The organism is Bacillus sp. N3378-2at, assembly GCF_033412715.1.
GTDB lineage: Bacteria > Bacillota > Bacilli > Bacillales > Bacillaceae > Bacillus > Bacillus subtilis.
Genome location: NZ_CP117986.1, coordinates 1,078,329 through 1,103,896, shown reverse-complemented (window position 1 = coordinate 1,103,896; position 25,568 = coordinate 1,078,329). Strand labels below are relative to the sequence as shown.

The window sequence follows — 25,568 nt, the reverse complement described above, 5'->3', positions numbered from 1 at the left end:
TGAGGGTTGTTAACAGCCTTAAAAACAGATACAGGAAAAATCCGCCAGCATAATGAAGATGATGCGGGGATATTCAAGGGGAAAGATGAATTTATATTAGCGGTTGTCGCTGATGGCATGGGCGGCCATCTTGCTGGAGATGTTGCGAGCAAGATGGCTGTGAAAGCCATGGGGGAGAAATGGAATGAAGCAGAGACGATTCCAACTGCGCCCTCGGAATGTGAAAAATGGCTCATTGAACAGATTCTTTCGGTAAACAGCAAAATATACGATCATGCTCAAGCCCACGAAGAATGCCAAGGCATGGGGACGACGATTGTATGTGCACTTTTTACGGGGAAAACGGTTTCTGTTGCCCATATCGGAGACAGCAGATGCTATTTGCTTCAGGACGATGATTTCGTTCAAGTGACAGAAGACCATTCGCTTGTAAATGAACTGGTTCGCACTGGAGAGATCTCCAGAGAAGACGCTGAACATCATCCGCGAAAAAATGTGTTGACGAAGGCGCTTGGAACAGACCAGTCAGTCAGTATTGACACCCGTTCCTTTGATATAGAACCCGGAGACAAACTGCTTCTATGTTCTGACGGACTGACGAATAAAGTGGAAGGCACTGAGTTAAAAGACATCCTGCAAAGCGATTCAGCTCCTCAGGAAAAAGTAAACCTGCTTGTGGACAAAGCCAATCAGAACGGCGGAGAAGACAACATCACAGCAGTTTTGCTTGAGCTTGCTTTACAAGTTGAAGAGGGTGAAGATCAGTGCTAATCGGCAAGCGGATCAGCGGGCGTTACCAAATTCTCCGCGTTATAGGCGGCGGGGGAATGGCCAACGTGTATTTAGCTGAGGATATCATTCTAGACCGTGAAGTCGCAATTAAAATCCTGCGGTTTGACTATGCAAATGACAATGAATTTATCAGACGTTTCCGCAGAGAAGCCCAATCCGCATCAAGCCTCGATCACCCGAATATTGTCAGCATTTACGATTTGGGCGAGGAAGATGATATTTATTATATTGTCATGGAATACGTTGAAGGCATGACGCTTAAAGAATACATAACAGCAAATGGGCCACTTCACCCTAAAGAAGCGCTGAACATCATGGAGCAAATAGTCTCAGCCATCGCTCATGCCCATCAAAACCAGATTGTTCACAGAGACATCAAGCCGCATAACATTTTGATTGATCATATGGGAAATATCAAAGTAACGGATTTTGGAATTGCGACGGCACTAAGTTCGACCACAATCACCCATACCAATTCAGTTCTGGGCTCGGTCCATTACTTATCACCTGAACAGGCCCGGGGCGGCTTAGCCACAAAGAAATCGGATATTTATGCGCTTGGAATCGTTCTATTTGAGCTTTTAACCGGCCGTATTCCGTTTGATGGAGAGTCAGCAGTCAGCATCGCCTTGAAGCATCTTCAAGCGGAAACTCCTTCGGCAAAAAGGTGGAATCCATCGGTCCCCCAAAGCGTTGAAAACATCATACTCAAGGCAACTGCCAAAGATCCTTTTCATCGCTACGAAACGGCTGAAGACATGGAAGCAGACATAAAAACAGCTTTTGATGCCGACAGACTCAATGAAAAGAGATTTACGATTCAAGAAGATGAAGAAATGACAAAAGCGATACCTATCATTAAAGATGAAGAACTCGCTAAAGCTGCTGGCGAAAAAGAAGCTGAAGTGACAACCGCACAAGAAAACAAAACAAAGAAGAACGGTAAAAGAAAAAAGTGGCCGTGGGTTTTGCTCACGATATGCCTCGTTTTTATCACAGCTGGAATTCTTGCTGTCACTGTTTTTCCGTCGCTTTTCATGCCTAAGGATGTCAAAATACCTGATGTCTCCGGAATGGAATACGAAAAAGCCGCAGGGCTCTTGGAAAAAGAAGGTTTACAGGTTGATTCCGAGTTGTTGGAAATCTCAGATGAAAAAATTGAAGAGGGCCTGATGGTAAAAACGGATCCTAAAGCGGATACCACAGTCAAAGAAGGCGCCACGGTCACCCTTTATAAGAGCACCGGAAAAGCAAAAACGGAGATCGGTGATGTGACAGGCCAAACGGTCGACCAGGCAAAAAAAGCGTTGAAGGACCAAGGGTTTAAACATGTAACAGTAAATGAAGTGAATGACGAGAAAAATGCGGGCACTGTCATTGACCAAAATCCTTCAGCAGGGACTGAGCTTGTCCCGAGTGAAGATCAAGTCAAACTTACAGTCAGTATCGGACCCGAAGACATTACGCTTAGAGACTTGAAAACCTATAGTAAAGAAGCAGCGTCTGGATATCTGGAAGACAACGGATTGAAGCTTGTAGAAAAAGAAGCATACTCAGATGATGTTCCAGAAGGACAGGTTGTCAAACAAAAACCAGCAGCAGGTACGGCAGTAAAGCCGGGAAACGAAGTTGAAGTGACATTCTCTCTCGGACCAGAGAAAAAACCTGCGAAAACAGTGAAAGAAAAGGTCAAGATCCCCTACGAACCAGAAAATGAAGGGGACGAGCTTCAAGTGCAAATCGCGGTTGACGATGCGGATCACAGCATCTCTGACACTTACGAAGAATTTAAGATAAAAGAGCCGACTGAACGAACGATCGAACTAAAGATTGAACCCGGCCAAAAAGGGTACTATCAAGTAATGGTAAACAATAAAGTTGTCAGCTACAAAACCATTGAGTATCCGAAAGATGAATAACAAGGAGGGAAAATATGCCTGAGGGCAAAATTATTAAGGCGCTAAGCGGCTTTTACTATGTACTGGATGAATCAGAGGATTCAGATAAAGTAATACAATGCAGAGGAAGAGGCATTTTCAGAAAAAACAAAATTACCCCTCTTGTCGGTGATTATGTTGTGTATCAAGCTGAAAATGACAAAGAAGGATATTTAATGGAAATTAAAGAAAGAACCAACGAGCTTATCAGGCCGCCAATTTGCAACGTTGATCAAGCGGTCCTTGTTTTCTCAGCGGTTCAGCCTTCTTTCAGCACGGCATTGCTCGACCGCTTCCTGGTTCTCGTTGAGGCCAATGATATTCAGCCGATTATATGCATTACTAAAATGGATCTGATTGAAGATCAAGATACAGAAGATACGATACAAGCCTATGCAGAAGACTATCGGAATATTGGTTATGACGTATACCTTACCTCCTCTAAGGACCAAGACAGTTTAACGGACATCATCCCGCATTTTCAGGATAAAACAACGGTATTTGCCGGTCAGTCCGGTGTTGGAAAATCCTCGCTTCTCAACGCGATCAGTCCGGAGCTCGGATTGAGAACAAACGAGATTTCCGAGCATTTGGGCCGCGGGAAACACACAACCCGCCACGTGGAGCTGATTCACACGTCCGGAGGTTTGGTTGCAGATACGCCGGGATTCAGCTCGCTTGAATTTACAGACATTGAGGAAGAAGAGCTGGGCTATACCTTCCCAGATATCAGAGAAAAAAGCGCTTCATGCAAATTTAGAGGCTGTTTACATCTGAAAGAGCCGAAATGCGCGGTGAAACAAGCTGTTGGAGACGGGGAATTAAAGCAGTATCGCTATGACCATTATGTTGAATTTATGACGGAGATTAAAGACAGAAAGCCGAGGTATTAGCATAATGATAAAGGTTGCACCATCTATTCTTTCCGCTGATTTTGCCGCTTTAGGCAATGAGATTAAAGATGTAGAAAAAGGCGGAGCCGATTGTATTCATATTGATGTTATGGACGGCCATTTTGTCCCGAATATCACAATCGGTCCGCTGATTGTAGAAGCAGTCCGGCCGGTAACGGATCTGCCGCTTGATGTCCATTTAATGATAGAAGAGCCGGATCGTTATATCCCGGCTTTTGCGAAAGCAGGCGCAGATATCCTGTCTGTACATGCTGAGGCATGTCCGCACCTGCACCGTACCATCCAGCTCATTAAAGAGCAAGGAGTGAAGGCCGGAGTAGTTCTAAACCCGCATACTCCTGTTCAAGTCATCGAGCATGTTTTCGACGATCTTGATCTTGTTCTTTTAATGACGGTGAACCCGGGCTTCGGCGGCCAGAAATTTATTCATTCAGTCCTTCCTAAGATAAAAGAGGTTAAGCGAATGGCGGATGAAAAAGGAAAAAAAGATCTGTTAATTGAAGTAGACGGCGGCGTCAACAAAGAAACCGCTCCGCTCGTCATTGAAGCGGGCGCAAATTTACTCGTTGCCGGTTCAGCTGTTTATGGGCAGTCTGACCGCAAAAAAGCAATTTCTGAAATCAGAGGAAGTAAATAAGCAGCTTTAGAAAAGAGCTGGGCATACAATAGCCTAAGCTCTTTTTCCTGTATGCAGAGAAAGGAATCAGAGATGAAAACAATTAATATCGTTGCGGGAGGCCCGAAAAATCTCATTCCCGATCTAACCGGCTATACGGATGAACACACGCTTTGGATCGGTGTTGACAAAGGCACCGTCACTCTCTTAGATGCCGGGATCATTCCTGTTGAAGCCTTCGGAGATTTTGACAGCATAACGGAGCAAGAACGCCGGCGAATAGAAAAAGCCGCTCCCGCCCTTCATGTGTATCAAGCAGAAAAAGATCAAACAGATTTAGACCTCGCCCTTGATTGGGCGCTGGAAAAGCAGCCGGATATTATTCAGATTTTCGGCATTACAGGCGGCAGAGCTGATCATTTTTTAGGAAACATTCAGCTACTGTATAGAGGTGTAAAAACGAACATAAAAATTAGGCTGATAGACAAACAAAATCATATTCAAATGTTCCCTCCTGGTGAATATGATATTGAGAAGGATGAAAATAAGCGATATATCTCCTTCATACCGTTTTCCGAAGACATACATGAGCTGACCCTGACCGGTTTTAAATATCCTCTAAATAATTGTCATATTACGCTCGGTTCAACACTATGTATTAGTAACGAACTCATTCATTCACGAGGTACTTTTTCGTTTGCAAAAGGCATATTAATAATGATAAGAAGCACGGATTAAGCATGTGCTTTCATTCAATTGCTGAAAACAATGAACAAGGCGGTTACGGGACGTTATAGGAGGGGACAAAAATGAAATTTTACACCATTAAATTGCCGAAGTTTTTAGGAGGAATTGTCCGGGCGATGCTGGGCTCATTTAGAAAAGATTAAGGCCCAGGGGTTCAAAGCCCTCTTTCACCACATAAAAACGCCTGCCACATATCGGGGCAGGCGTTCATTTTGTTATACACGCTCAACTTTACCGGATTTCAAAGCTCGAGCAGATACATATACTTTTTTAGGTTTTCCGTTCACAAGGATACGAACCTTTTGAAGATTCGCGCCCCAAGTGCGCTTAGAAGCGTTCATTGCGTGAGAACGGTTATTCCCAGCTGTTGTTTTTTTACCTGTGATAACGCATTTACGTGCCATTTGTTTCCCTCCTCACTTGCACAAAACATCTACTTTTTAACATTCATATAATCTTAGATGCTTTCGATATGGATACTTTAAATAATTTACCACAGCTAAAAAACGTTTGCAACTATTGTTTCATCATCTTTCAAGAAAATTCACTTGACATCTTGCGGAAACAGCAGCGCTATAGTATATGTAGAGGTACGGCCAGCGATTATTGCCTGGTCTTTTCATAATGGAAACCATATAGTAGAATAGCTGTAACTCTATGCATTCGAAGGAGGAACTAGTGTGTCCATTGAATTAAGAACGAAGTACGGACAGATTGATATATCTAATGAAGTCATCGCGATGGTTGCAGGAGGCGCGGCGGTTGACTGTTACGGCATTGTCGGCATGGCCTCTAAAAACCAGATTAAAGACGGACTGACTGAAATCCTTCGGAAAGAGAATTTCAGCAGGGGTGTCCAAGTTCGCCAAGAAGGAGAACAGATACATATCGACATGTATATCATTGTCAGCTACGGCACGAAAATTTCTGAAGTGGCACATAATGTCCAAACAAAAGTAAAGTACACAGTAAATCAAACCATCGGACTGGCAGTGGACTCTGTCAATATTTATGTCCAAGGCGTACGAGTGACGAACCCGTAGTTAGGAGGAGTAGGATTGTCTATCAGAACATTAAACGGCAGAACCTTTGCCGAGATGATTCTTGCGGGAGCGCAGAATCTGTCTCAAAACGCCAGTGCAGTTGATGCACTGAACGTGTTTCCGGTGCCGGACGGTGATACGGGAACAAATATGAACCTGTCGATGACTTCCGGAGCAAGAGAAGTTGAACAAATGGATACGGATGATATCGGGAAGGTGGGTTCCGCGTTATCTAAAGGGCTGCTCATGGGAGCACGCGGAAATTCAGGAGTTATCCTATCCCAATTGTTCCGCGGATTTAGCAAAAGCATTGAAACGAAAAAAGAAATTAATGCACTTGAGTTTGCCGCTGCGCTGCAAGCAGGTGTAGACATGGCGTATAAAGCTGTCATGAAACCTGTAGAGGGCACCATTTTAACAGTTGCAAAAGACGCTGCAAAAAAAGCGATGATCTTAGCAGAAAAAGAAACCGATATCACTGCGCTGATGATTGCAGTGACAGAAGAAGCAGAGGCGTCTTTAAACCGCACCCCTGAATTGCTACCTGTCCTAAAGGAAGTAGGAGTTGTCGATAGCGGGGGCAAAGGCCTGCTCTGTGTGTATGAAGGTTTCCTTGCTTCATTAAAAGGTGAAACTGTACCTCAGAAAGCAGTTCTTCCGTCACTTGACGACATGGTCAGCGCAGAGCATCACAAGAGCGCGCAAAGCATGATGAATACCGAAGATATTGAATTTGGATTCTGTACCGAAGTGATGGTTAGGCTTGATCAGACAAAAAGAGAGTTCGACGAAGGCACGTTCAGGCAAGACCTCAGCCAGTTCGGAGATTCTCTGCTTGTGATTGCGGATGAATCGCTGGCGAAGGTTCATATTCATGCTGAAGAGCCGGGAAACGTGTTAAACTACGCCCAGCATTACGGTGAATTGATCAAAATAAAAATAGAAAATATGAGAGAACAGCATACCTCTATCATCAGTCAAGAAAGCAAACCTGCAGACAACGAAATACCGCCGGCAAAGCAGCCGTATGGCATTGTGACTGTGGCGATGGGAGAAGGAATTTCAGACCTATTCAAAAGCATTGGCGCTTCTGTTGTGATTGAAGGCGGCCAGACCATGAACCCAAGCACTGAGGATATTGTTGATGCCGTGAAGTCTGTAAATGCAGATACGGTATTTATCCTGCCTAACAACTCCAACATTATCATGGCTGCTAACCAAGCGGCCAGCGTAGTGGATGAACAGGTTTTTGTCATTCCTGCTAAAACGGTTCCGCAAGGGATGTCAGCCCTGCTGGCTTTTAACCCGGATCAAGAAGCTGAAGCGAACGAGGCCAATATGCTAAGCGCCATTCAGCAAGTAAAAAGCGGACAGGTGACGTTCTCAGTCAGAGATACTCATATTGACGGTAAAGATATTAAAAAAGGCGACTTTATGGGCATTCTGAATGGAACGATTATCGGCACTTCTGAAAATCAGCTGTCAGCCGCGAAAATGCTGCTGTCAGAAATGATCGGAGAAGATGATGAAATCGTGACCATTCTATATGGTGAGGATGCGTCTCAGGAAGAAGCTGAGCAGCTTGAAGCGTTTCTCAGTGAAAAGTACGAGGAGATTGAGGTTGAGATCCACAATGGGAAACAGCCTCTGTATTCGTATATAGTTTCAGCAGAATAGAAGGGCAATTTGCCCTTCTATTCTTATGTCTGCTTTTAAGTGCGGCAGCGCTGTAACGCGCCCGCTTGCCATTTTATATCTGATCAATTAGTCTAGAAGCAAAGCGCTAATAAGCTCTGGTTCATAAGGAGGAATAGCATGAAATACAGAAGCGTTTTTGATATTATCGGCCCGGTTATGATCGGTCCGTCCAGCTCTCATACAGCGGGAGCTGCTAGAATCGGGAGAGTGGCCAGAAGTTTATTTGGCAGAGAGCCTGAGCGCATCATTGTATCTTTTTACGGCTCGTTTGCGGAAACGTATAAGGGCCACGGCACAGATGTCGCGATTATCGGCGGATTGCTTGATTTTGATACATTCGATGAACGGATTAAAACCGCTATACAAATTGCAGAAGCTAAAGGAATTGATATAGAGTTTCGGGTAGAAGACGCAGTCCCGGTCCATCCGAACACAACAAAAATCACCATTTCTGATGAAAAGGGTGAGCTGGAACTGACGGGTATTTCGATTGGCGGAGGAAAGATTGAAATCACAGAATTGAATGGTTTTGAGCTCCGGCTGTCAGGAAATCATCCGGCCATATTAGTTGTTCATAATGACAAGTTTGGCACAATTGCCGGTGTTGCCAATGTTCTGGCGAAATTTTCAATCAACGTAGGACATATGGAAGTAGCCCGGAAAGATATCGGCCAGCTTGCGCTGATGACAATAGAGGTCGACCAAAATATTGACGACCACATTCTCGACGAGCTGTCGAAGCTGCCGAATATTATTCAAGTGACAAAGATTGCTGACTAGCGAAAAGGGTCAGGAGGAGCCAGTTATGTTTCGTAATGTAAAAGAATTAATTGAGATTACTAAAGAAAAACAAATATTGATCTCTGATGTGATGATAGCTCAAGAGATGGAAGTAACAGAAAAAACAAAAGAGGACATTTTTCAGCAGATGGATCATAACCTGTCTGTTATGGAAGCGGCGGTTCAGAAAGGACTCGAGGGAGTTACGAGCCAAACGGGCTTAACAGGCGGAGATGCCGTTAAATTGCAGGCCTATATTCGATCAGGAAAAAGCCTGTCTGGCCCGCTGATTTTAGATGCTGTATCGAAAGCCGTTGCAACAAATGAAGTAAATGCAGCAATGGGAACCATCTGTGCGACACCGACTGCAGGTTCTGCCGGTGTGGTGCCCGGTACGTTATTTGCTGTAAAAGAAAAGCTGAATCCAACAAGAGAACAAATGATCCGCTTTTTGTTTACGGCCGGGGCTTTCGGATTTGTCGTGGCTAATAACGCAAGCATTTCCGGCGCCGCCGGAGGATGTCAGGCAGAGGTTGGATCAGCTTCAGGCATGGCGGCTGCGGCCATTGTTGAAATGGCAGGAGGAACACCCGAACAAAGCGCGGAAGCCATGGCCATTACATTAAAAAATATGCTAGGCCTCGTGTGCGACCCTGTTGCAGGGCTTGTTGAGGTGCCTTGCGTGAAACGGAATGCGATGGGCGCGTCAAATGCAATGATTGCCGCTGATATGGCATTGGCGGGCATTACAAGCCGTATTCCATGTGATGAGGTTATCGATGCCATGTATAAAATAGGCCAAACGATGCCAACTGCACTTAGAGAAACAGGCCAGGGCGGTTTAGCGGCAACACCGACAGGAAGAGAATTAGAGAAAAAAATTTTCGGAGGAGCGCTAGGTTCACGTGAAACAACATCAGCAAACTAGTATAGCTAACATTAAGGGTATTGGGCCGGAAACAGAAAAAACATTACACGAACTCGGTATTTATGACATTTCTGATCTTCTGAATTATTTCCCTTATCGCTATGATGACTACGAGCTGAGGGATTTAGAAGAAGTAAAGCATGATGAAAGAGTCACAGTTGAAGGGAAGGTTCATTCAGAGCCTTCTCTTACCTATTACGGAAAAAAACGAAACAGGCTGACATTCAGGCTTCTGGTCGGCCACTATTTAATTACAGCCGTATGTTTTAACCGGCCTTATTTGAAGAAGCAGCTTTCGCTCGGCTCTGTGGTGACGGTTTCAGGTAAATGGGACAAGCACCGCCAAACCATCTCTGTTCAGGAGTTGAAAAACGGGCCGCATCAAGAAGACAAAAGCATTGAACCAGTGTATTCTGTGAAAGAAAATGTTACCGTCAAAATGATGAGGCGGTTTATTCAGCAGGCGCTGACCCAATATGCAGACTCACTTCCTGATCCTCTTCCGGAAAAGCTAAGAAAAAGCTATAAACTGCCTGACTATTATCAAGCGTTAAAAGCAATGCACCAGCCTGAAACAAGGGAAGCATTAAAGCTTGCCAGACGGCGGTTTGTTTATGAAGAATTTTTGTTGTTTCAGTTGAAAATGCAGGCGTTCCGAAAGGCGGAAAGAGAGCAGACACAAGGGATACGGCAGCGTTTTTCAAACGAAGAACTCATGAGATTTATCAAAAGCCTCCCGTTTCCCCTCACAAACGCCCAGTCACGCGTTCTTCGCGAAATAACAGCAGACATGTCTTCTCCATACAGAATGAACCGTCTTCTTCAAGGGGACGTTGGATCAGGAAAAACGGCAGTCGCCGCCATTGCACTGTATGCCGCGATCCTATCCGGATACCAAGGAGCGCTCATGGTGCCGACAGAAATTCTGGCCGAGCAGCATGCTGATTCGCTCGTTTCGCTATTTGAAAAATGGGACGTCAGCGTTGCTCTTTTGACAAGCTCTGTTAAAGGGAAGCGGCGAAAAGAACTGCTTGAGCGTCTTGCGGCGGGTGAGATTGATATTCTTGTAGGAACCCACGCTTTAATCCAAGACGAGGTGGAGTTTAAGGCGCTGAGTCTCGTTATTACTGATGAACAGCACAGATTTGGAGTTGAGCAGCGCAAAAAGCTTCGGAACAAAGGGCAGGATCCCGATGTTCTCTTTATGACAGCCACTCCAATCCCAAGAACGTTAGCGATCACAGTGTTCGGTGAAATGGATGTATCTGTCATCGATGAGATGCCGGCTGGACGAAAGAGAATCGAAACCTATTGGGTAAAACATGACATGCTGGATCGTATATTGGCATTTGTCGAAAAAGAATTAAAGCAAGGCAGGCAGGCTTATATCATCTGTCCGCTGATTGAAGAATCAGACAAGCTTGATGTGCAAAACGCCATTGACGTGTACAATATGCTTTCTGATATTTTTCGGGGAAAATGGAATGTCGGCCTTATGCATGGAAAGCTGCATTCCGATGAAAAAGACCAGGTCATGAGAGAATTCAGCGCAAATCACTGTCAAATTCTCGTATCAACCACTGTTGTGGAGGTTGGCGTGAATGTTCCGAATGCAACAATTATGGTGATTTATGACGCCGACCGTTTCGGACTATCACAGCTTCACCAGCTGCGCGGCCGTGTTGGACGGGGTGAGCATCAATCTTTCTGTATTCTGATGGCTGATCCAAAATCAGAAACAGGGAAAGAACGGATGAGGATCATGTCGGAGACCAATGACGGTTTCGAGCTGTCTGAAAAGGATCTGGAACTGAGAGGTCCCGGTGATTTCTTCGGGAAAAAACAAAGCGGAATGCCGGAATTTAAAGTGGCGGACATGGTTCATGATTACAGAGCGCTTGAAACGGCAAGGCAGGATGCTGCGAATCTTGTGGCTTCTGACGCGTTCTGGAAGGAGCCGGAATACGCTGTGTTAAGAGATGAATTGCTGAAGAGCGGAGTAATGGACGGGGAAAAATTAAGCTGAGTATCAGAAGTTTTTGGTGTTCAGCCAGAAACAATCGTTGCATTCCAATCTATGAAATTATATACTACTATTAGTACCTAGTCTTAATTGTCCGGATGGTGTTTAGATATGAGAAGAAATAAGAGAGAACGCCAGGAATTACTTCAGCAGACGATTCAAGCAACCCCCTTTATTACAGATGAAGAATTAGCGGGTAAATTCGGGGTGAGCATCCAGACGATACGTTTGGACCGCTTAGAGCTTTCCATACCTGAACTGAGAGAAAGAATTAAGAACGTGGCAGAGAAAACACTTGAGGACGAAGTGAAGTCTCTGTCACTTGATGAAGTTATCGGAGAAATTATTGACCTTGAGCTGGATGATCAGGCGATATCCATTTTAGAAATAAAACAGGAGCACGTGTTCAGCCGGAATCAGATTGCGAGAGGACACCATTTATTTGCACAGGCGAATTCTTTGGCAGTTGCAGTCATTGATGACGAGCTGGCGCTGACTGCAAGTGCAGACATCCGCTTTACAAGACAGGTAAAGCAGGGTGAACGTGTCGTAGCAAAAGCGAAAGTGACGGCTGTCGAAAAAGAAAAAGGAAGAACGGTTGTCGAAGTGAACAGCTACGTTGGCGAAGAAATTGTTTTTTCTGGACGCTTTGACATGTATCGTTCAAAACATTCATAAAGGTGGAGCATGCATGAGAATAGCTGTAGATGCAATGGGAGGAGACCACGCTCCCAAAGCTGTTATTGACGGAGTTATAAAAGGTATAGAGGCATTTGATGATCTCCATATCACACTTGTCGGTGACAAAACAACGATAGAATCACATTTAACAACTACATCAGATCGCATCACGGTGCTGCACGCAGATGAAGTGATTGAGCCTACGGATGAACCTGTCCGTGCCGTGCGAAGAAAAAAGAACTCATCTATGGTTCTTATGGCGCAGGAGGTTGCGGAAAACAGAGCTGACGCCTGCATTTCAGCAGGAAATACCGGTGCATTAATGACAGCCGGTCTCTTTATTGTCGGAAGAATTAAAGGAATTGACCGTCCGGCGCTTGCCCCGACACTTCCGACTGTTTCGGGAGACGGATTTCTTCTCCTTGATGTCGGCGCCAATGTCGATGCCAAACCGGAGCACCTCGTTCAATATGCCATCATGGGTTCTGTTTATTCTCAGCAAGTGCGCGGTGTCACTTCACCGAGAGTCGGACTTTTAAATGTCGGAACAGAAGATAAAAAAGGAAACGAACTGACGAAGCAGACGTTTCAAATTTTAAAAGAAACAGCAAACATCAATTTTATCGGAAACGTGGAAGCGCGAGACCTTTTAGATGATGTGGCGGATGTTGTAGTAACAGACGGCTTTACCGGGAATGTTACACTCAAAACGCTGGAAGGCTCTGCGTTGTCTATTTTTAAAATGATGAGAGACGTAATGACGTCTACTTTGACATCCAAGCTTGCAGCAGCTGTGCTGAAGCCAAAATTGAAAGAAATGAAAATGAATATGGAGTATTCGAATTATGGCGGAGCAAGTCTTTTTGGCTTAAAAGCGCCTGTGATCAAGGCGCACGGCTCTTCAGATTCAAATGCTGTATTCCATGCGATTCGGCAAGCAAGAGAGATGGTCAGCCAAAATGTGGCTGCGCTCATTCAGGAAGAAGTGAAAGAAGAAAAAACAGATGAGTAGTCTGGAGGTTTTTACATCATGAGTAAGATTGCATTTTTATTCCCGGGTCAGGGATCACAATTTATCGGCATGGGAAAAGAGCTTTATGAGCAGGTGCCTGCTGCAAAGCGTCTGTTTGATGAAGCCGATGAAACGTTAGAAACAAAGCTCAGCTCGCTTATTTTTGAGGGGGCTGCTGAAGAATTAACACTTACATACAATGCGCAGCCTGCTTTGCTTACGACAAGCATCGCTGTTCTTGAGAAATTTAAAGAATCTGGCATTACACCTGATTTCACAGCAGGACACAGCCTTGGTGAATATTCTGCACTGGTTGCGGCTGGCGCTCTGTCTTTCAAAGATGCTGTTTATACCGTCAGAAAACGCGGAGAGTTTATGAATGAAGCGGTACCGGCTGGCGAAGGAGCAATGGCTGCGATTCTCGGCATGGATGCTGAAGCATTAAAGCAAGTAACCGATAAAGTCACAGAGGAAGGCAACCTTGTACAGCTTGCGAATCTCAACTGTCCTGGCCAAATCGTCATTTCCGGAACAGCTAAAGGGGTTGAGCTTGCATCTGAACTGGCAAAAGAGAACGGCGCAAAACGCGCAATTCCGCTTGAAGTAAGCGGTCCGTTCCATTCTGAACTGATGAAACCGGCTGCTGAAAAGCTGAAAGAGGTATTGGACGCCTGTGACATAAAAGACGCTGACATTCCGGTCATCTCAAATGTTTCTGCTGACGTGATGACTGAAAAAGCAGATATCAAAGAAAAACTTATTGAGCAGCTTTACTCTCCGGTTCGTTTTGAGGAAAGCATTAACAAGCTGATCGCAGAGGGTGTTACGACTTTTATTGAAATCGGTCCCGGAAAAGTGCTTTCAGGCCTTGTGAAAAAAGTAAATAGACGGTTAAAAACAATTGCTGTATCAGATCCGGAAACGATCGAGCTGGCAATTCAAACGCTTAAGGAGGAGAATGATAATGCTTAATGATAAAACGGCTATTGTCACTGGCGCATCCCGCGGAATCGGCCGCTCAATCGCCCTTGATCTGGCAAAAAGCGGAGCAAATGTTGTCGTGAACTACTCCGGCAATGAAGCGAAAGCAAATGAAGTGGTAGATGAAATCAAATCAATGGGCAGAAACGCAATTGCTGTAAAAGCGGATGTATCAAATCCCGAAGATGTACAAAACATGATAAAAGAAACATTGTCTGTTTTTTCTACGATTGACATTCTAGTTAATAATGCGGGAATTACAAGAGACAATCTCATCATGAGAATGAAAGAAGACGAATGGGATGACGTCATTAACATTAACCTGAAGGGTGTTTTCAACTGCACAAAAGCTGTTACAAGACAAATGATGAAACAGCGTTCAGGCCGCATTATTAACGTATCGTCTATCGTCGGCGTCAGCGGAAACCCTGGACAGGCCAACTACGTGGCTGCAAAAGCCGGCGTCATCGGTTTAACCAAGTCTTCTGCTAAAGAGCTCGCCAGCCGAAATATTACGGTAAACGCAATAGCGCCAGGATTTATCTCAACTGATATGACAGATAAACTTGCAAAAGACGTTCAAGACGAAATGCTGAAACAAATTCCGCTCGCGCGCTTTGGTGAACCTAGCGATGTCAGCAGTGTTGTCACGTTCCTAGCTTCAGAGGGAGCCCGTTATATGACAGGCCAAACGCTTCATATTGACGGCGGAATGGTGATGTAAGTTTTTTCTCGAAAATTTCATCATAGTTTCTCTAGTTTTTTAAAAACGAATCCACTATAATACTTGAGGGGAGGTGAATTGCTATGGCAGACACATTAGAGCGTGTAACGAAAATCATCGTAGATCGCCTTGGCGTTGATGAAGCAGACGTCAAACTTGAAGCTTCTTTCAAGGAAGACTTAGGTGCTGATTCCCTAGATGTAGTTGAGCTTGTTATGGAACTTGAAGACGAGTTTGATATGGAGATTTCTGACGAAGATGCTGAAAAGATTGCAACAGTCGGCGACGCTGTGAACTACATACAAAACCAGCAATAAGCTGATGCTAAAAGTCCCGCCGAAACGCGGGGCTTTAGCCCTTTATTCGTGCAGTTATTACAGCATGCCGCTTTTACGCGCGCTGTATCCGGTTTAGTCAGAGAAGCGCGGTGAACCTGATGTGCCTATGGAGGTTACTATGTCAAAACACTCACATTATAAAGATAAAAAAAAGTTCTATAAAAAAGTAGAACAATTTAAAGAGTTTCAAGAACGGATTTCGGTTCACTTTCAAAATGAAAAGCTTTTGTATCAAGCATTTACACATTCATCTTATGTGAATGAGCATCGGAAAAAGCCGTATGAAGATAATGAAAGGCTTGAATTTTTAGGTGACGCTGTTTTGGAACTGACGATCTCCAGATTCTTATTTGCCAAATACCCGGCTATGAGTGAAGGAGATTTGACGAAATTGAGAGCCGCAATTGTTTGCGAACCGTCTCTCGTTTCATTGGCTCACGAGCTGTCATTCGGCGATCTTGTCCTGTTGGGTAAAGGCGAGGAAATGACAGGCGGAAGAAAGCGTCCTGCTCTATTGGCGGATGTTTTTGAGGCATTTATCGGAGCCTTGTACCTTGACCAAGGATTAGAGCCGGTCGAAAGTTTCTTAAAAGTTTATGTGTTCCCTAAAATTAACGATGGTGCTTTTTCTCATGTGATGGATTTCAAAAGCCAGCTGCAGGAATACGTGCAGCGGGACGGCAAAGGCTCTCTGGAGTATAAAATCTCCAACGAAAAAGGACCTGCGCACAACCGTGAATTTGAAGCCATCGTATCTCTAAAAGGTGAACCACTCGGAGTCGGAAACGGCCGTTCAAAGAAAGAAGCCGAACAGCACGCTGCTCAGGAAGCTTTAGCTAAATTGCAAAAACACCATACGAAACAATAAAATCCCCCTTATGACTCAGGGGGATTTCAGTATGTATGCCGTCTTATTTCACCAATGTTTATGATAGAATTGAAATACTTATTACATAAGGAGGATCGCTATGTTCCTCAAACGTTTAGACGTTATAGGATTTAAATCATTTGCAGAACGGATTTCCGTAGACTTCGTTAAAGGCGTGACAGCGGTTGTCGGGCCGAACGGAAGCGGAAAAAGCAACATCACGGATGCCATTCGCTGGGTTCTCGGCGAACAATCGGCACGCTCTCTTCGCGGCGGAAAAATGGAGGACATTATTTTTGCCGGGAGTGATTCAAGAAAGCGATTAAATCTAGCTGAAGTTACGCTTACTCTTGATAATGATGATCATTTCTTGCCAATTGACTTCCACGAGGTGAGTGTCACAAGACGTGTGTACAGATCAGGTGAGAGTGAGTTTCTGATTAACAATCAGCCATGCCGCTTGAAAGATATTATTGATTTATTTATGGACTCTGGGCTTGGTAAAGAAGCATTTTCTATTATCAGCCAAGGGAAAGTGGAAGAGATCCTGAGCAGCAAAGCGGAGGATCGCCGCAGTATCTTTGAAGAAGCGGCCGGGGTGCTTAAATATAAAACGAGAAAGAAAAAAGCAGAAAATAAACTGTTTGAGACACAGGACAATCTAAATCGGGTAGAAGATATATTACATGAGCTTGAAGGACAGGTTGAACCTCTTAAAATTCAAGCTTCAATAGCGAAAGACTACCTTGAGAAAAAGAAAGAGCTGGAGCATGTTGAAATTGCGCTGACTGCCTATGATATCGAAGAGCTGCATGGTAAATGGTCGACTCTTAAAGAGAAAGTGCAGATGGCAAAAGAAGAAGAGCTTGCTGAATCGTCTGCTATTTCTGCGAAAGAAGCAAAGATTGAGGATACAAGGGACAAAATACAAGCGCTTGATGAGTCAGTAGATGAGCTCCAGCAAGTTTTACTGGTAACTAGTGAGGAGCTGGAAAAGCTTGAAGGCCGTAAAGAAGTCCTGAAAGAACGAAAGAAAAACGCTGTGCAAAACCAAGAACAGCTTGAAGAAGCCATCGTTCAGTTTCAGCAAAAAGAAACGGTTCTGAAAGAAGAGCTTTCGAAGCAGGAAGCTGTCTTCGAAACGCTTCAGGCTGAGGTGAAGCAGTTAAGGGCGCAAGTAAAAGAAAAACAGCAGGCTCTCAGTCTTCACAATGAAAATGTCGAAGAGAAAATCGAGCAGCTGAAAAGTGATTATTTTGAGCTGTTAAACAGCCAGGCTTCGATACGCAACGAACTCCAGCTTCTTGATGACCAGATGTCCCAATCCGCTGTCACATTGCAGAGACTCGCGGACAACAATGAAAAGCACCTGCAGGAACGGCGTGATATTTCTGCGCGTAAAGCCGCATGTGAAACGGAATTTGCCCGAATTGAGCAGGAGATTCACAGTCAAGTCGGTGCATATCGTGATATGCAGACAAAATATGAGCAGAAAAAGCGTCAATACGAAAAAAATGAATCCGCTCTGTATCAGGCATACCAATACGTTCAGCAAGCGAGATCAAAAAAGGACATGCTTGAGACGATGCAGGGAGATTTTTCTGGCTTTTATCAAGGTGTTAAAGAAGTGCTAAAAGCGAAAGAGCGCCTTGGTGGAATTCGCGGAGCGGTTCTTGAGCTGATTTCTACAGAACAGAAGTATGAAACGGCCATTGAAATAGCGCTCGGCGCTTCTGCTCAGCATGTCGTGACCGACGATGAACAATCTGCCCGAAAAGCGATTCAATATTTAAAGCAGAATTCCTTCGGCCGGGCGACGTTTCTGCCTCTTTCTGTTATTAGAGACCGCCAGCTTCAAAGCCGTGACGCGGAAACAGCCGCCCGACATTCATCATTTCTCGGGGTTGCCAGTGAACTTGTCACATTTGATTCTGCGTATCGAAGCGTCATCCAGAATCTTCTTGGAACCGTTCTGATCACAGAGGACTTAAAGGGTGCAAACGAGCTTGCGAAGCTTCTCGGGCACCGGTACCGCATCGTAACCCTTGAGGGAGATGTTGTGAACCCCGGTGGTTCAATGACGGGCGGCGCGGTTAAAAAGAAAAATAACTCCCTCCTTGGAAGAAGCCGGGAGCTAGAAGATGTGACGAAACGGCTCGCTGAAATGGAAGAGAAAACAGCACTGCTTGAACAAGAGGTCAAAACCCTTAAGCAATCCATTCAGGATATGGAGAAAAAACTGGCTGACTTAAGAGAAACCGGGGAAGGCTTAAGGTTAAAGCAGCAGGATGTGAAAGGCCAGCTGTACGAACTTCAAGTTGCCGAGAAAAATATCAATACCCATTTAGAGCTCTATGACCAAGAAAAATCTGCTCTGTCTGAAAGCGATGAAGAGAAAAAAGCGCGCAAACGCAAGCTTGAAGAAGAGCTCTCTGCCGTATCTGAAAAGATGAAACAGCTTGAAGAGGACATAGACAGACTGACAAAACAAAAACAAACGCAATCCTCAACGAAAGAGTCTCTCTCCAACGAGCTGACTGAGCTGAAGATCGCTGCGGCCAAAAAAGAGCAGGCTTGCAAGGGGGAAGAGGACAACCTTGCCAGATTAAAGAAAGAGCTCACTGAAACAGAGCTTGCGTTAAAAGAAGCAAAAGAAGACTTAAGCTTCTTAACGTCAGAGATGTCATCTAGCACCAGCGGCGAAGAAAAGCTGGAAGAGGCAGCAAAACATAAATTGAATGACAAAACGAAAACGATCGAACTGATTGCATTAAGGCGCGATCAGCGCATCAAGCTTCAGCATGGGCTTGATACGTATGAGCGTGAGCTGAAAGAAATGAAACGTCTGTATAAACAAAAAACAACGCTCTTAAAAGACGAAGAAGTCAAACTCGGACGGATGGAAGTCGAGCTTGATAATTTACTCCAATACTTACGGGAGGAATACAGCTTGTCCTTTGAGGGGGCAAAAGAGAAATATCAGCTTGAAACTGATCCAGAGGAAGCCAGAAAGCGCGTGAAGCTGATTAAACTCGCAATTGAAGAGCTGGGTACCGTGAACCTCGGAAGCATAGATGAGTTTGAGAGGGTCAACGAACGGTACAAGTTTCTGTCGGAACAAAAAGAAGATTTAACAGAAGCGAAAAATACCTTGTTCCAAGTGATTGAAGAAATGGATGAAGAAATGACGAAGCGCTTTAACGACACATTCGTCCAAATCCGCTCACACTTTGATCAAGTTTTCCGCTCCTTATTCGGAGGAGGGCGAGCTGAACTGAGGCTCACCGATCCTAACGATCTGCTTCATTCAGGAGTCGAGATTATCGCTCAGCCGCCGGGGAAAAAGCTGCAAAACTTAAACCTCCTGTCAGGCGGAGAGCGTGCGCTTACTGCTATAGCGCTCTTATTCTCAATCCTAAAGGTTCGTCCAGTGCCGTTTTGCGTCCTTGACGAAGTAGAGGCTGCGCTCGACGAAGCGAATGTGTTCCGATTTGCGCAGTATTTAAAAAAATACAGCAGTGATACCCAGTTTATTGTGATTACCCACAGAAAAGGAACGATGGAGGAAGCGGATGTGCTTTATGGCGTAACCATGCAGGAATCCGGTGTTTCCAAGGTAATCTCCGTTAAGCTGGAAGAAACAAAAGAATTCGTTCAGTAACGAGGAAAGAGGTTAAAAGATGAGCTTTTTTAAAAAATTAAAAGAGAAAATCACAAAACAGACAGATTCCGTATCTGAAAAGTTTAAGGATGGCCTTGAAAAAACAAGAAACTCCTTTCAAAACAAAGTGAATGATCTTGTATCCCGTTACCGTAAAGTGGATGAGGATTTCTTCGAAGAGCTTGAAGAGGTTCTTATCAGCGCGGATGTCGGTTTTACAACCGTTATGGAATTAATAGATGAACTGAAAAAAGAAGTCAAACGCAGAAATATTCAAGATCCAAAGGAAGTCCAGTCAGTGATTTCTGAGAAACTGGTCGAGATTTATAACAGCGGAGATGAGCAAATTTCAGAACTGAACATCCAGGATGGGCGTTTAAACGTAATCCTTCTGGTAGGTGTAAACGGCGTCGGGAAAACAACAACGATCGGAAAGCTTGCCCATAAAATGAAACAAGAAGGAAAATCTGTCGTACTTGCCGCCGGAGACACTTTCAGAGCGGGAGCCATTGAACAACTGGAAGTATGGGGAGAGCGTACAGGAGTGCCTGTCATTAAGCAGACGGCTGGAAGCGATCCGGCGGCTGTCATCTACGATGCTGTTCATGCTGCGAAAGCAAGAAATGCCGATGTATTAATTTGTGATACGGCAGGTCGTCTCCAAAACAAAGTAAATCTCATGAAAGAGCTTGAAAAAGTAAAACGTGTTATCGAAAGAGAAGTTCCTGAAGCTCCGCATGAGGTGCTGCTTGCCCTTGATGCCACGACCGGCCAAAATGCAATGGCTCAGGCAAAAGAGTTCTCTAAAGCAACAAATGTTACCGGCATTGCTTTAACGAAGCTTGACGGTACGGCAAAGGGCGGTATCGTCCTTGCGATTCGCAACGAGCTTCACATCCCGGTTAAACTAGTCGGTTTAGGAGAAAAAGTTGATGATCTTCAGGAATTTGATCCAGAATCCTATGTGTACGGACTCTTTTCAGATTTAGTGGAAAAAGCCGACGATTAAGAAAATGGCCCCAACATCTTGGGGCCTTTTCTTTTTTATCTTCTTACTTGATAGGCGAAATGATAAAGGCTGTTATCAGTGGATACCAGTCTTGACTCACCAGAAAAAACTCTGAATGGGATGATGTCATAGTAATGAACGGAAACAGATGTGTAATACGTATAGTAACCAGCAGCTGGCCCCAAATACATTGGAACCTCAAATGTTCCGTTTGCATCAGTTGTTCCTGAAGCAGTTTGTGTTGTGTTTCCGACCTTCGTGTCCGCTTCAAATCTTACGGGCGCGTTTGGCACTGGCTGTCCGTTTTGGTCGAGTAATTTGCCGCTTACTGTAATATTGTACTTGACTCGCCAATATTGACCTTGTCCGTAATTGATTTTACCGTAAACCCCTCCATCTGTGCTGATATTTGTGATCGAAGCCTTATAAGGTGCCTCAGCAGCGTCTGCTTGCTGTGCCGGAAAACCTATTGTAAACAGGGCTGCCAGACATAACATAAACAATAAACCGATTTTTTTCATAAAAATCCTCCTTTAAATAGGGTTCATATACAATATCGGAATAAATTGGATGATATTTAGCGTATTTTGGAAAAAGTTAATCACCGCTTTGACAAGATAAAAACTTGACAGTGTCAATAAAACCGTGTAAACTAAGTTATCGTAAAGGGATTTGACTTAACAAAGGGGAGAGCTCAAATGTCACTCGAAAAGACAACGAGAATGAATTATCTGTTTGATTTTTATCAGTCGTTGTTGACGTCAAAACAGAAGAGCTATATGTCGCTTTATTATTTGGACGATTTCTCCCTAGGCGAAATAGCCGAAGAATATGAGGTTTCAAGACAAGCTGTTTATGATAACATCAAACGAACAGAAGCAATGCTTGAACAATATGAAGAAAAGCTGCTCCTTTTGAAAAAGTTTCAGGAGCGTAAAGAGATGTTTAATAAGCTGAAGGAGCTTGCTTCCGGTTCAAAAGAAGAGGAAGAAATTACAGCTCTGATTGAAGCGCTTGAGAAATTAGATTAGGAGGCGGCAAACTATGGCATTTGAAGGATTAGCCGACCGACTGCAGCAGACGATTTCTAAAATCCGCGGAAAAGGGAAAGTCAGCGAACAAGATGTAAAAGATATGATGCGTGAGGTTCGCCTTGCGCTGCTTGAGGCTGACGTTAACTTTAAAGTAGTCAAAGATTTTGTCAAAAAAGTAAGTGAACGCGCTGTAGGCCAAGACGTCATGAAAAGTCTGACGCCCGGCCAGCAGGTCATTAAAGTTGTTCAAGAGGAACTGACTGAGCTGATGGGCGGCGAAGAGAGCAAAATCGCCGTCGCAAAAAGGCCGCCGACTGTTATTATGATGGTCGGTCTCCAAGGTGCCGGTAAAACGACAACAAGCGGTAAGCTTGCGAATCTGCTGCGCAAAAAGCATAATCGCAAACCGATGCTGGTTGCTGCCGATATTTACCGCCCAGCCGCAATTAAGCAGCTGGAAACACTCGGCAAACAGCTTGATATGCCTGTTTTCTCTCTTGGCGATCAGGTCAGTCCTGTAGAAATAGCTAAACAGGCTATTGAGAAAGCCAAGGAAGAACATTATGACTACGTCATTTTGGATACGGCAGGGCGCTTGCATATCGACCATGAACTGATGGATGAACTGACCAACGTCAAAGAAATCGCGAATCCGGAAGAAATTTTCCTGGTTGTCGATTCAATGACCGGTCAGGACGCTGTGAATGTTGCCAAAAGCTTTAATGAACAGCTCGGTTTAACCGGTGTTGTGTTAACTAAGCTGGATGGAGACACACGCGGCGGGGCTGCGCTTTCTATTCGCGCTGTTACAAACACGCCAATTAAGTTCGCAGGTTTGGGCGAAAAGCTTGATGCGTTAGAGCCGTTCCATCCTGAACGCATGGCATCAAGGATTCTCGGCATGGGCGACGTGCTGACATTGATTGAAAAAGCACAGGCCAGCGTTGATGAAGACAAAGCCAAAGAGCTGGAACAAAAAATGAGAACGATGAGCTTCACATTGGACGATTTTCTGGAGCAGCTCGGGCAAGTCAGAAACATGGGGCCGCTTGATGAGCTTCTGCAAATGATGCCGGGTGCAGGTAAAATGAAAGGCCTGAAAAACATCCAAGTTGATGAAAAACAGCTGAATCATGTGGAAGCAATCATTAAATCAATGACTGTTCTTGAAAAAGAACAGCCGGATATCATCAATGCCAGCCGGCGGAAACGGATTGCAAAAGGAAGCGGGACATCCGTACAGGAAGTCAACCGTCTGCTTAAGCAGTTTGATGAAATGAAAAAAATGATGAAGCAGATGACAAACATGTCAAAAGGCAAGAAAAAAGGGTTTAAGCTACCTTTTATGTAATCGGTTATACATGATAAAACCGTTGTTAAGAAAAAACACTTTACAAACACTTTTATCATTGTTAATATACTATCTTGTTGAAATATTTTCGGAGGTGCTAGTAAAATGGCAGTAAAAATTCGTTTAAAACGTATGGGAGCAAAAAAATCTCCTTTCTATCGTATTGTTGTAGCAGATTCTCGTTCACCACGTGACGGCCGTTTCATCGAAACAGTCGGAACTTACAACCCGGTTGCAAAACCAGCGGAAGTAAAAATTGACGAAGAGCTTGCTCTTAAATGGCTTCAAACTGGAGCGAAACCATCTGATACAGTTCGCAACTTGTTCTCTAGCCAAGGAATCATGGAAAAATTCCACAACGCTAAACAAGGCAAGTAATGACTGATCAACACTTGGAAGATTTGATTGTCCACATTGTGACGCCGCTTGTTGATCATCCAGATGACATTCGCGTCATAAGAGAAGAAACCGATCAAAAGATTGCGCTGCGCTTATCTGTCCATAAGTCAGATACCGGTAAAGTTATCGGAAAGCAAGGCCGGACTGCAAAAGCGATTCGAACAGCTGTATTTGCAGCTGGCGCACAGTCTTCTAAGAAAGTTCAATTTGAAATATTTGACTAAAAGGGAGAGGGCCGGCACCTCCCCTTTTTTTACACGCAAAAAAAGGGTAAACTGATAGAAGCTTAGGCAAAATAGAAAAGCCTGGGCGAGTAAAAGTTTTAAAAGCGGGGAGCTTGGTGCGATGCAAATTATTCACCGTGTAGCCGTTATGCAAGTCTTAACCGAGCGCAGCAAAGAAAAGCTTTTAGCTTCTTTTGCCGAAAAGAAACAAATGCTTGAACGAGAATGCAGCCAGCTCTATTTTCAGCTTAGAAAACATGAGAAAGAACAGCAAAATCCTGATATGATTGAACAATTTAAAAAGGCAATAGAAAAGCGAAAAGATGATATAAAAATCATCGATTTTCAAATTGCTCAAGTACATACATTGCCGCTTGGCAGTGAGTTGAAAGAAAAGGAAGTCGATGCGCTGCTGACGATTGAAGCCGGGGATGACTGGCATGAGAAAACAGCAGCGAACACCATCGTCATAAAAGACGGAAAAGTAATTGAAATTCGCCAGAGGTGATCATATGACAAAGCGATGGTTTAACGTAGGCAAAATCGTAAATACCCACGGAATCAAAGGCGAAGTGCGGGTGATTTCAAAAACAGATTTTGCCGAAGAACGATACAAGCCGGGAAACACGCTGTATTTGTTTATGGACGGCCGTAACGAACCAGTGGAGGTAACGGTAAACACACATAGACTGCATAAGCAATTTCATCTCCTGCAGTTTAAAGAAAGACAAAACCTAAATGAAGTAGAAGAGCTGAAAAACGCAATCATTAAAGTTCCTGAAGAAGAATTAGGAGAGCTGAATGAGGGTGAATTTTATTTCCACGAAATTATTGGGTGTGAAGTATTTACTGAAGAAGGCGAACTCATCGGAAAGGTCAAAGAAATTTTGACGCCTGGAGCCAATGACGTTTGGGTCATCGGACGAAAAGGAAAAAAAGACGCACTCATTCCTTACATTGAATCAGTGGTCAAACATATCGATGTCAGGGAAAAGAAAATTGAGATTGAACTCATGGAAGGGTTAATAGACGAATGAAAATCGACTTTTTGACGCTGTTTCCCGAAATGTTTGAAGGCGTGCTCGGCTCATCAATTCTTCAAAAAGCCCAGGAAAAAGATGCGGTGCAGTTTCAAGTCGTAAATTTCCGGGAGTACTCTGATAACAAGCACAATACTGTTGATGATTATCCTTATGGCGGCGGGGCAGGCATGGTTCTCAAGCCTCAGCCTGTTTTTGACGCGGTCGAGGACCTGACATCAAAGGCAGCCGCTGCTCCGCGTATTATCCTCGTATGCCCGCAAGGTGAGCGTTTTACCCAAAAAAAAGCCGAGCAATTAGCAAAGGAAGAGCATTTGCTGTTCATTTGCGGCCACTATGAAGGCTATGATGAACGCATTCGCGAGCACTTGGTAACGGATGAAATATCAATTGGCGATTTTGTTCTGACGGGCGGTGAGCTCCCTGCAATGATGATCGCAGACAGTGTGGTCAGACTGCTTCCGGGTGTACTGGGTAAAGAGGCTTCCCATATTGAGGATTCCTTCAGCACCGGACTTTTAGAGCACCCGCATTATACAAGACCGGCAGATTACAAAGGTTTAAAAGTGCCTGAAACACTCTTGTCAGGAAACCATGCAAAAATTGAAGAATGGCGGAATAAAGAATCGATCAGAAGGACCTACCTAAGACGTCCGGATCTGTTGAAAGACTACCCGCTTACAGAGCAGCAAAGAAAGTGGATTTCTGAATGGGAAAAAGAATAGATTTTATTGCATAGGCTATGAAATTGTGATAAGATACTACTTG

The 25,568-nt window shown here is 44.3% G+C and carries 28 protein-coding genes; 26 read left to right on the top strand and 2 right to left on the bottom strand.

Going from position 1 to position 25,568, the window contains the following annotated elements; translation table 11 throughout:
- The first annotated feature begins 6 nt into the window (after positions 1-6).
- The 6 genes from prpC (at position 7) to spoVM (ending at position 5,149) form a co-directional block, all read left to right on the top strand.
- On the top strand, positions 7-771 hold the full coding sequence (prpC, locus tag PUN35_RS06140) for a protein-serine/threonine phosphatase PrpC (RefSeq protein WP_014479762.1): 765 nt from the start codon (positions 7-9) through the stop codon (positions 769-771).
- Positions 765-2,711 carry a serine/threonine protein kinase PrkC gene (prkC, locus tag PUN35_RS06135; protein WP_014479763.1) on the top strand — a complete coding sequence of 649 codons (1,947 nt, stop codon included), beginning with the start codon at positions 765-767 and terminating at the stop codon, positions 2,709-2,711. The genes prpC and prkC overlap by 7 nt, the downstream gene beginning before the upstream one ends.
- Before the next feature lie 14 nt (positions 2,712-2,725).
- Positions 2,726-3,622: a ribosome small subunit-dependent GTPase A gene (gene rsgA, locus PUN35_RS06130; RefSeq protein ID WP_014479764.1), complete on the top strand. Its 897-nt coding sequence runs from the start codon at positions 2,726-2,728 to the stop codon at positions 3,620-3,622.
- Between the two features lie 4 nt (positions 3,623-3,626).
- Complete coding sequence (rpe, locus tag PUN35_RS06125; RefSeq protein ID WP_003232058.1) at positions 3,627-4,280, top strand: ribulose-phosphate 3-epimerase; 654 nt, start codon at positions 3,627-3,629, stop codon at positions 4,278-4,280.
- A 72-nt stretch (positions 4,281-4,352) separates the two neighbouring features.
- Positions 4,353-4,997: a thiamine diphosphokinase gene (locus tag PUN35_RS06120; RefSeq protein ID WP_014479765.1), complete on the top strand. Its 645-nt coding sequence runs from the start codon at positions 4,353-4,355 to the stop codon at positions 4,995-4,997.
- Positions 4,998-5,068: 71 nt separating this feature from the next.
- Positions 5,069-5,149: a stage V sporulation protein SpoVM gene (spoVM, locus tag PUN35_RS06115; protein ID WP_003221545.1), complete on the top strand. Its 81-nt coding sequence runs from the start codon at positions 5,069-5,071 to the stop codon at positions 5,147-5,149.
- A 72-nt stretch (positions 5,150-5,221) separates the two neighbouring features.
- Here the strand turns inward: spoVM and rpmB are convergent, their stop codons facing one another.
- Positions 5,222-5,410: a 50S ribosomal protein L28 gene (rpmB, locus tag PUN35_RS06110; RefSeq protein ID WP_003221548.1), complete on the bottom strand. Its 189-nt coding sequence runs from the start codon at positions 5,408-5,410 to the stop codon at positions 5,222-5,224.
- 276 nt (positions 5,411-5,686) lie between these two features.
- Here rpmB and PUN35_RS06105 point away from each other — a divergent pair, with 276 nt between their 5' ends.
- The 13 genes from PUN35_RS06105 (at position 5,687) to ftsY (ending at position 20,752) form a co-directional block, all read left to right on the top strand.
- On the top strand, positions 5,687-6,049 hold the full coding sequence (locus PUN35_RS06105; protein ID WP_003232054.1) for an Asp23/Gls24 family envelope stress response protein: 363 nt from the start codon (positions 5,687-5,689) through the stop codon (positions 6,047-6,049).
- 15 nt (positions 6,050-6,064) lie between these two features.
- Positions 6,065-7,726: a DAK2 domain-containing protein gene (locus PUN35_RS06100; protein WP_003232052.1), complete on the top strand. Its 1,662-nt coding sequence runs from the start codon at positions 6,065-6,067 to the stop codon at positions 7,724-7,726.
- Positions 7,727-7,864: 138 nt separating this feature from the next.
- Complete coding sequence (gene sdaAB, locus PUN35_RS06095; RefSeq protein ID WP_014479766.1) at positions 7,865-8,527, top strand: L-serine ammonia-lyase, iron-sulfur-dependent subunit beta; 663 nt, start codon at positions 7,865-7,867, stop codon at positions 8,525-8,527.
- A gap of 25 nt (positions 8,528-8,552) precedes the next feature.
- A complete protein-coding gene (sdaAA, locus tag PUN35_RS06090) occupies positions 8,553-9,455 on the top strand; it encodes an L-serine ammonia-lyase, iron-sulfur-dependent, subunit alpha (protein WP_003232049.1) in 903 nt (300 codons plus the stop codon).
- Positions 9,433-11,481: an ATP-dependent DNA helicase RecG gene (gene recG, locus PUN35_RS06085; protein ID WP_014479767.1), complete on the top strand. Its 2,049-nt coding sequence runs from the start codon at positions 9,433-9,435 to the stop codon at positions 11,479-11,481. Before sdaAA ends, recG begins: the two co-directional genes overlap by 23 nt.
- Before the next feature lie 108 nt (positions 11,482-11,589).
- Entirely contained in the window at positions 11,590-12,156 is a 567-nt protein-coding gene (gene fapR, locus PUN35_RS06080; RefSeq protein WP_003232044.1) for a transcription factor FapR, read from the top strand.
- Positions 12,157-12,169: 13 nt separating this feature from the next.
- A complete protein-coding gene (gene plsX, locus PUN35_RS06075) occupies positions 12,170-13,171 on the top strand; it encodes a phosphate acyltransferase PlsX (protein ID WP_014479768.1) in 1,002 nt (333 codons plus the stop codon).
- A gap of 18 nt (positions 13,172-13,189) precedes the next feature.
- On the top strand, positions 13,190-14,143 hold the full coding sequence (gene fabD, locus PUN35_RS06070; RefSeq protein ID WP_014479769.1) for an ACP S-malonyltransferase: 954 nt from the start codon (positions 13,190-13,192) through the stop codon (positions 14,141-14,143).
- Positions 14,136-14,876, top strand: coding sequence for a 3-oxoacyl-[acyl-carrier-protein] reductase (fabG, locus tag PUN35_RS06065; RefSeq protein ID WP_014476789.1), 741 nt, complete (start codon positions 14,136-14,138; stop codon positions 14,874-14,876). Before fabD ends, fabG begins: the two co-directional genes overlap by 8 nt.
- Positions 14,877-14,959: 83 nt before the next feature.
- Entirely contained in the window at positions 14,960-15,193 is a 234-nt protein-coding gene (gene acpP / locus PUN35_RS06060) for an acyl carrier protein (RefSeq protein ID WP_003154310.1), read from the top strand.
- Between the two features lie 139 nt (positions 15,194-15,332).
- Positions 15,333-16,082, top strand: a complete 750-nt coding sequence (rncS, locus tag PUN35_RS06055) for a ribonuclease III (RefSeq protein WP_003232030.1) — start codon at positions 15,333-15,335, stop codon at positions 16,080-16,082.
- A 100-nt stretch (positions 16,083-16,182) separates the two neighbouring features.
- Positions 16,183-19,743: a chromosome segregation protein SMC gene (smc, locus tag PUN35_RS06050; RefSeq protein ID WP_014479770.1), complete on the top strand. Its 3,561-nt coding sequence runs from the start codon at positions 16,183-16,185 to the stop codon at positions 19,741-19,743.
- 19 nt (positions 19,744-19,762) lie between these two features.
- Entirely contained in the window at positions 19,763-20,752 is a 990-nt protein-coding gene (ftsY, locus tag PUN35_RS06045) for a signal recognition particle-docking protein FtsY (protein WP_003232026.1), read from the top strand.
- Between the two features lie 35 nt (positions 20,753-20,787).
- Here ftsY and PUN35_RS06040 read toward each other — a convergent pair whose 3' ends face one another.
- Positions 20,788-21,273, bottom strand: a complete 486-nt coding sequence (locus tag PUN35_RS06040) for an Ig-like domain-containing protein (protein ID WP_003245834.1) — start codon at positions 21,271-21,273, stop codon at positions 20,788-20,790.
- A gap of 177 nt (positions 21,274-21,450) precedes the next feature.
- Here PUN35_RS06040 and PUN35_RS06035 point away from each other — a divergent pair, with 177 nt between their 5' ends.
- The 7 genes from PUN35_RS06035 (at position 21,451) to trmD (ending at position 25,525) form a co-directional block, all read left to right on the top strand.
- Complete coding sequence (locus tag PUN35_RS06035) at positions 21,451-21,783, top strand: putative DNA-binding protein (protein ID WP_003238590.1); 333 nt, start codon at positions 21,451-21,453, stop codon at positions 21,781-21,783.
- Positions 21,784-21,796: 13 nt separating this feature from the next.
- On the top strand, positions 21,797-23,137 hold the full coding sequence (ffh, locus tag PUN35_RS06030) for a signal recognition particle protein (RefSeq protein WP_014479771.1): 1,341 nt from the start codon (positions 21,797-21,799) through the stop codon (positions 23,135-23,137).
- 105 nt (positions 23,138-23,242) lie between these two features.
- The gene (rpsP, locus tag PUN35_RS06025) at positions 23,243-23,515 is read left to right on the top strand and encodes a 30S ribosomal protein S16 (protein ID WP_003220815.1); all 273 of its coding nucleotides are present in this window, start codon (positions 23,243-23,245) and stop codon (positions 23,513-23,515) included.
- Complete coding sequence (locus PUN35_RS06020) at positions 23,515-23,760, top strand: KH domain-containing protein (RefSeq protein ID WP_014476792.1); 246 nt, start codon at positions 23,515-23,517, stop codon at positions 23,758-23,760. The genes rpsP and PUN35_RS06020 overlap by 1 nt, the downstream gene beginning before the upstream one ends.
- A 121-nt stretch (positions 23,761-23,881) precedes the next feature.
- On the top strand, positions 23,882-24,268 hold the full coding sequence (locus tag PUN35_RS06015) for a YlqD family protein (RefSeq protein WP_014476793.1): 387 nt from the start codon (positions 23,882-23,884) through the stop codon (positions 24,266-24,268).
- Positions 24,269-24,272: 4 nt separating this feature from the next.
- Positions 24,273-24,797 (top strand): ribosome maturation factor RimM, encoded by a 525-nt coding sequence (gene rimM, locus PUN35_RS06010; protein WP_003232013.1) that lies wholly within the window; start codon positions 24,273-24,275, stop codon positions 24,795-24,797.
- Positions 24,794-25,525 (top strand): tRNA (guanosine(37)-N1)-methyltransferase TrmD, encoded by a 732-nt coding sequence (gene trmD / locus PUN35_RS06005; protein ID WP_003232011.1) that lies wholly within the window; start codon positions 24,794-24,796, stop codon positions 25,523-25,525. The genes rimM and trmD overlap by 4 nt, the downstream gene beginning before the upstream one ends.
- Positions 25,526-25,568 lie beyond the last annotated feature (43 nt).

Excerpts from the sequence above, each read along its gene's own strand:
- rsgA (WP_014479764.1), top strand. The coding sequence starts at position 2,726 with ATGCCTGAGGGCAAAATTATTAAGGCGCTAAGCGGCTTTTACTATGTA.
- rpe (WP_003232058.1), top strand. The coding sequence starts at position 3,627 with ATGATAAAGGTTGCACCATCTATTCTTTCCGCTGATTTTGCCGCTTTA.
- PUN35_RS06120 (WP_014479765.1), top strand. The coding sequence starts at position 4,353 with ATGAAAACAATTAATATCGTTGCGGGAGGCCCGAAAAATCTCATTCCC.
- spoVM (WP_003221545.1), top strand. The coding sequence starts at position 5,069 with ATGAAATTTTACACCATTAAATTGCCGAAGTTTTTAGGAGGAATTGTC.
- rpmB (WP_003221548.1), bottom strand. The coding sequence starts at position 5,410 with ATGGCACGTAAATGCGTTATCACAGGTAAAAAAACAACAGCTGGGAAT.
- sdaAB (WP_014479766.1), top strand. The coding sequence starts at position 7,865 with ATGAAATACAGAAGCGTTTTTGATATTATCGGCCCGGTTATGATCGGT.
- sdaAA (WP_003232049.1), top strand. The coding sequence starts at position 8,553 with ATGTTTCGTAATGTAAAAGAATTAATTGAGATTACTAAAGAAAAACAA.
- fapR (WP_003232044.1), top strand. The coding sequence starts at position 11,590 with ATGAGAAGAAATAAGAGAGAACGCCAGGAATTACTTCAGCAGACGATT.
- plsX (WP_014479768.1), top strand. The coding sequence starts at position 12,170 with ATGAGAATAGCTGTAGATGCAATGGGAGGAGACCACGCTCCCAAAGCT.
- fabD (WP_014479769.1), top strand. The coding sequence starts at position 13,190 with ATGAGTAAGATTGCATTTTTATTCCCGGGTCAGGGATCACAATTTATC.
- fabG (WP_014476789.1), top strand. The coding sequence starts at position 14,136 with ATGCTTAATGATAAAACGGCTATTGTCACTGGCGCATCCCGCGGAATC.
- acpP (WP_003154310.1), top strand. The coding sequence starts at position 14,960 with ATGGCAGACACATTAGAGCGTGTAACGAAAATCATCGTAGATCGCCTT.
- rncS (WP_003232030.1), top strand. The coding sequence starts at position 15,333 with ATGTCAAAACACTCACATTATAAAGATAAAAAAAAGTTCTATAAAAAA.
- smc (WP_014479770.1), top strand. The coding sequence starts at position 16,183 with ATGTTCCTCAAACGTTTAGACGTTATAGGATTTAAATCATTTGCAGAA.
- ftsY (WP_003232026.1), top strand. The coding sequence starts at position 19,763 with ATGAGCTTTTTTAAAAAATTAAAAGAGAAAATCACAAAACAGACAGAT.
- PUN35_RS06040 (WP_003245834.1), bottom strand. The coding sequence starts at position 21,273 with ATGAAAAAAATCGGTTTATTGTTTATGTTATGTCTGGCAGCCCTGTTT.
- PUN35_RS06035 (WP_003238590.1), top strand. The coding sequence starts at position 21,451 with ATGTCACTCGAAAAGACAACGAGAATGAATTATCTGTTTGATTTTTAT.
- ffh (WP_014479771.1), top strand. The coding sequence starts at position 21,797 with ATGGCATTTGAAGGATTAGCCGACCGACTGCAGCAGACGATTTCTAAA.
- rpsP (WP_003220815.1), top strand. The coding sequence starts at position 23,243 with ATGGCAGTAAAAATTCGTTTAAAACGTATGGGAGCAAAAAAATCTCCT.
- PUN35_RS06020 (WP_014476792.1), top strand. The coding sequence starts at position 23,515 with ATGACTGATCAACACTTGGAAGATTTGATTGTCCACATTGTGACGCCG.
- PUN35_RS06015 (WP_014476793.1), top strand. The coding sequence starts at position 23,882 with ATGCAAATTATTCACCGTGTAGCCGTTATGCAAGTCTTAACCGAGCGC.
- rimM (WP_003232013.1), top strand. The coding sequence starts at position 24,273 with ATGACAAAGCGATGGTTTAACGTAGGCAAAATCGTAAATACCCACGGA.
- trmD (WP_003232011.1), top strand. The coding sequence starts at position 24,794 with ATGAAAATCGACTTTTTGACGCTGTTTCCCGAAATGTTTGAAGGCGTG.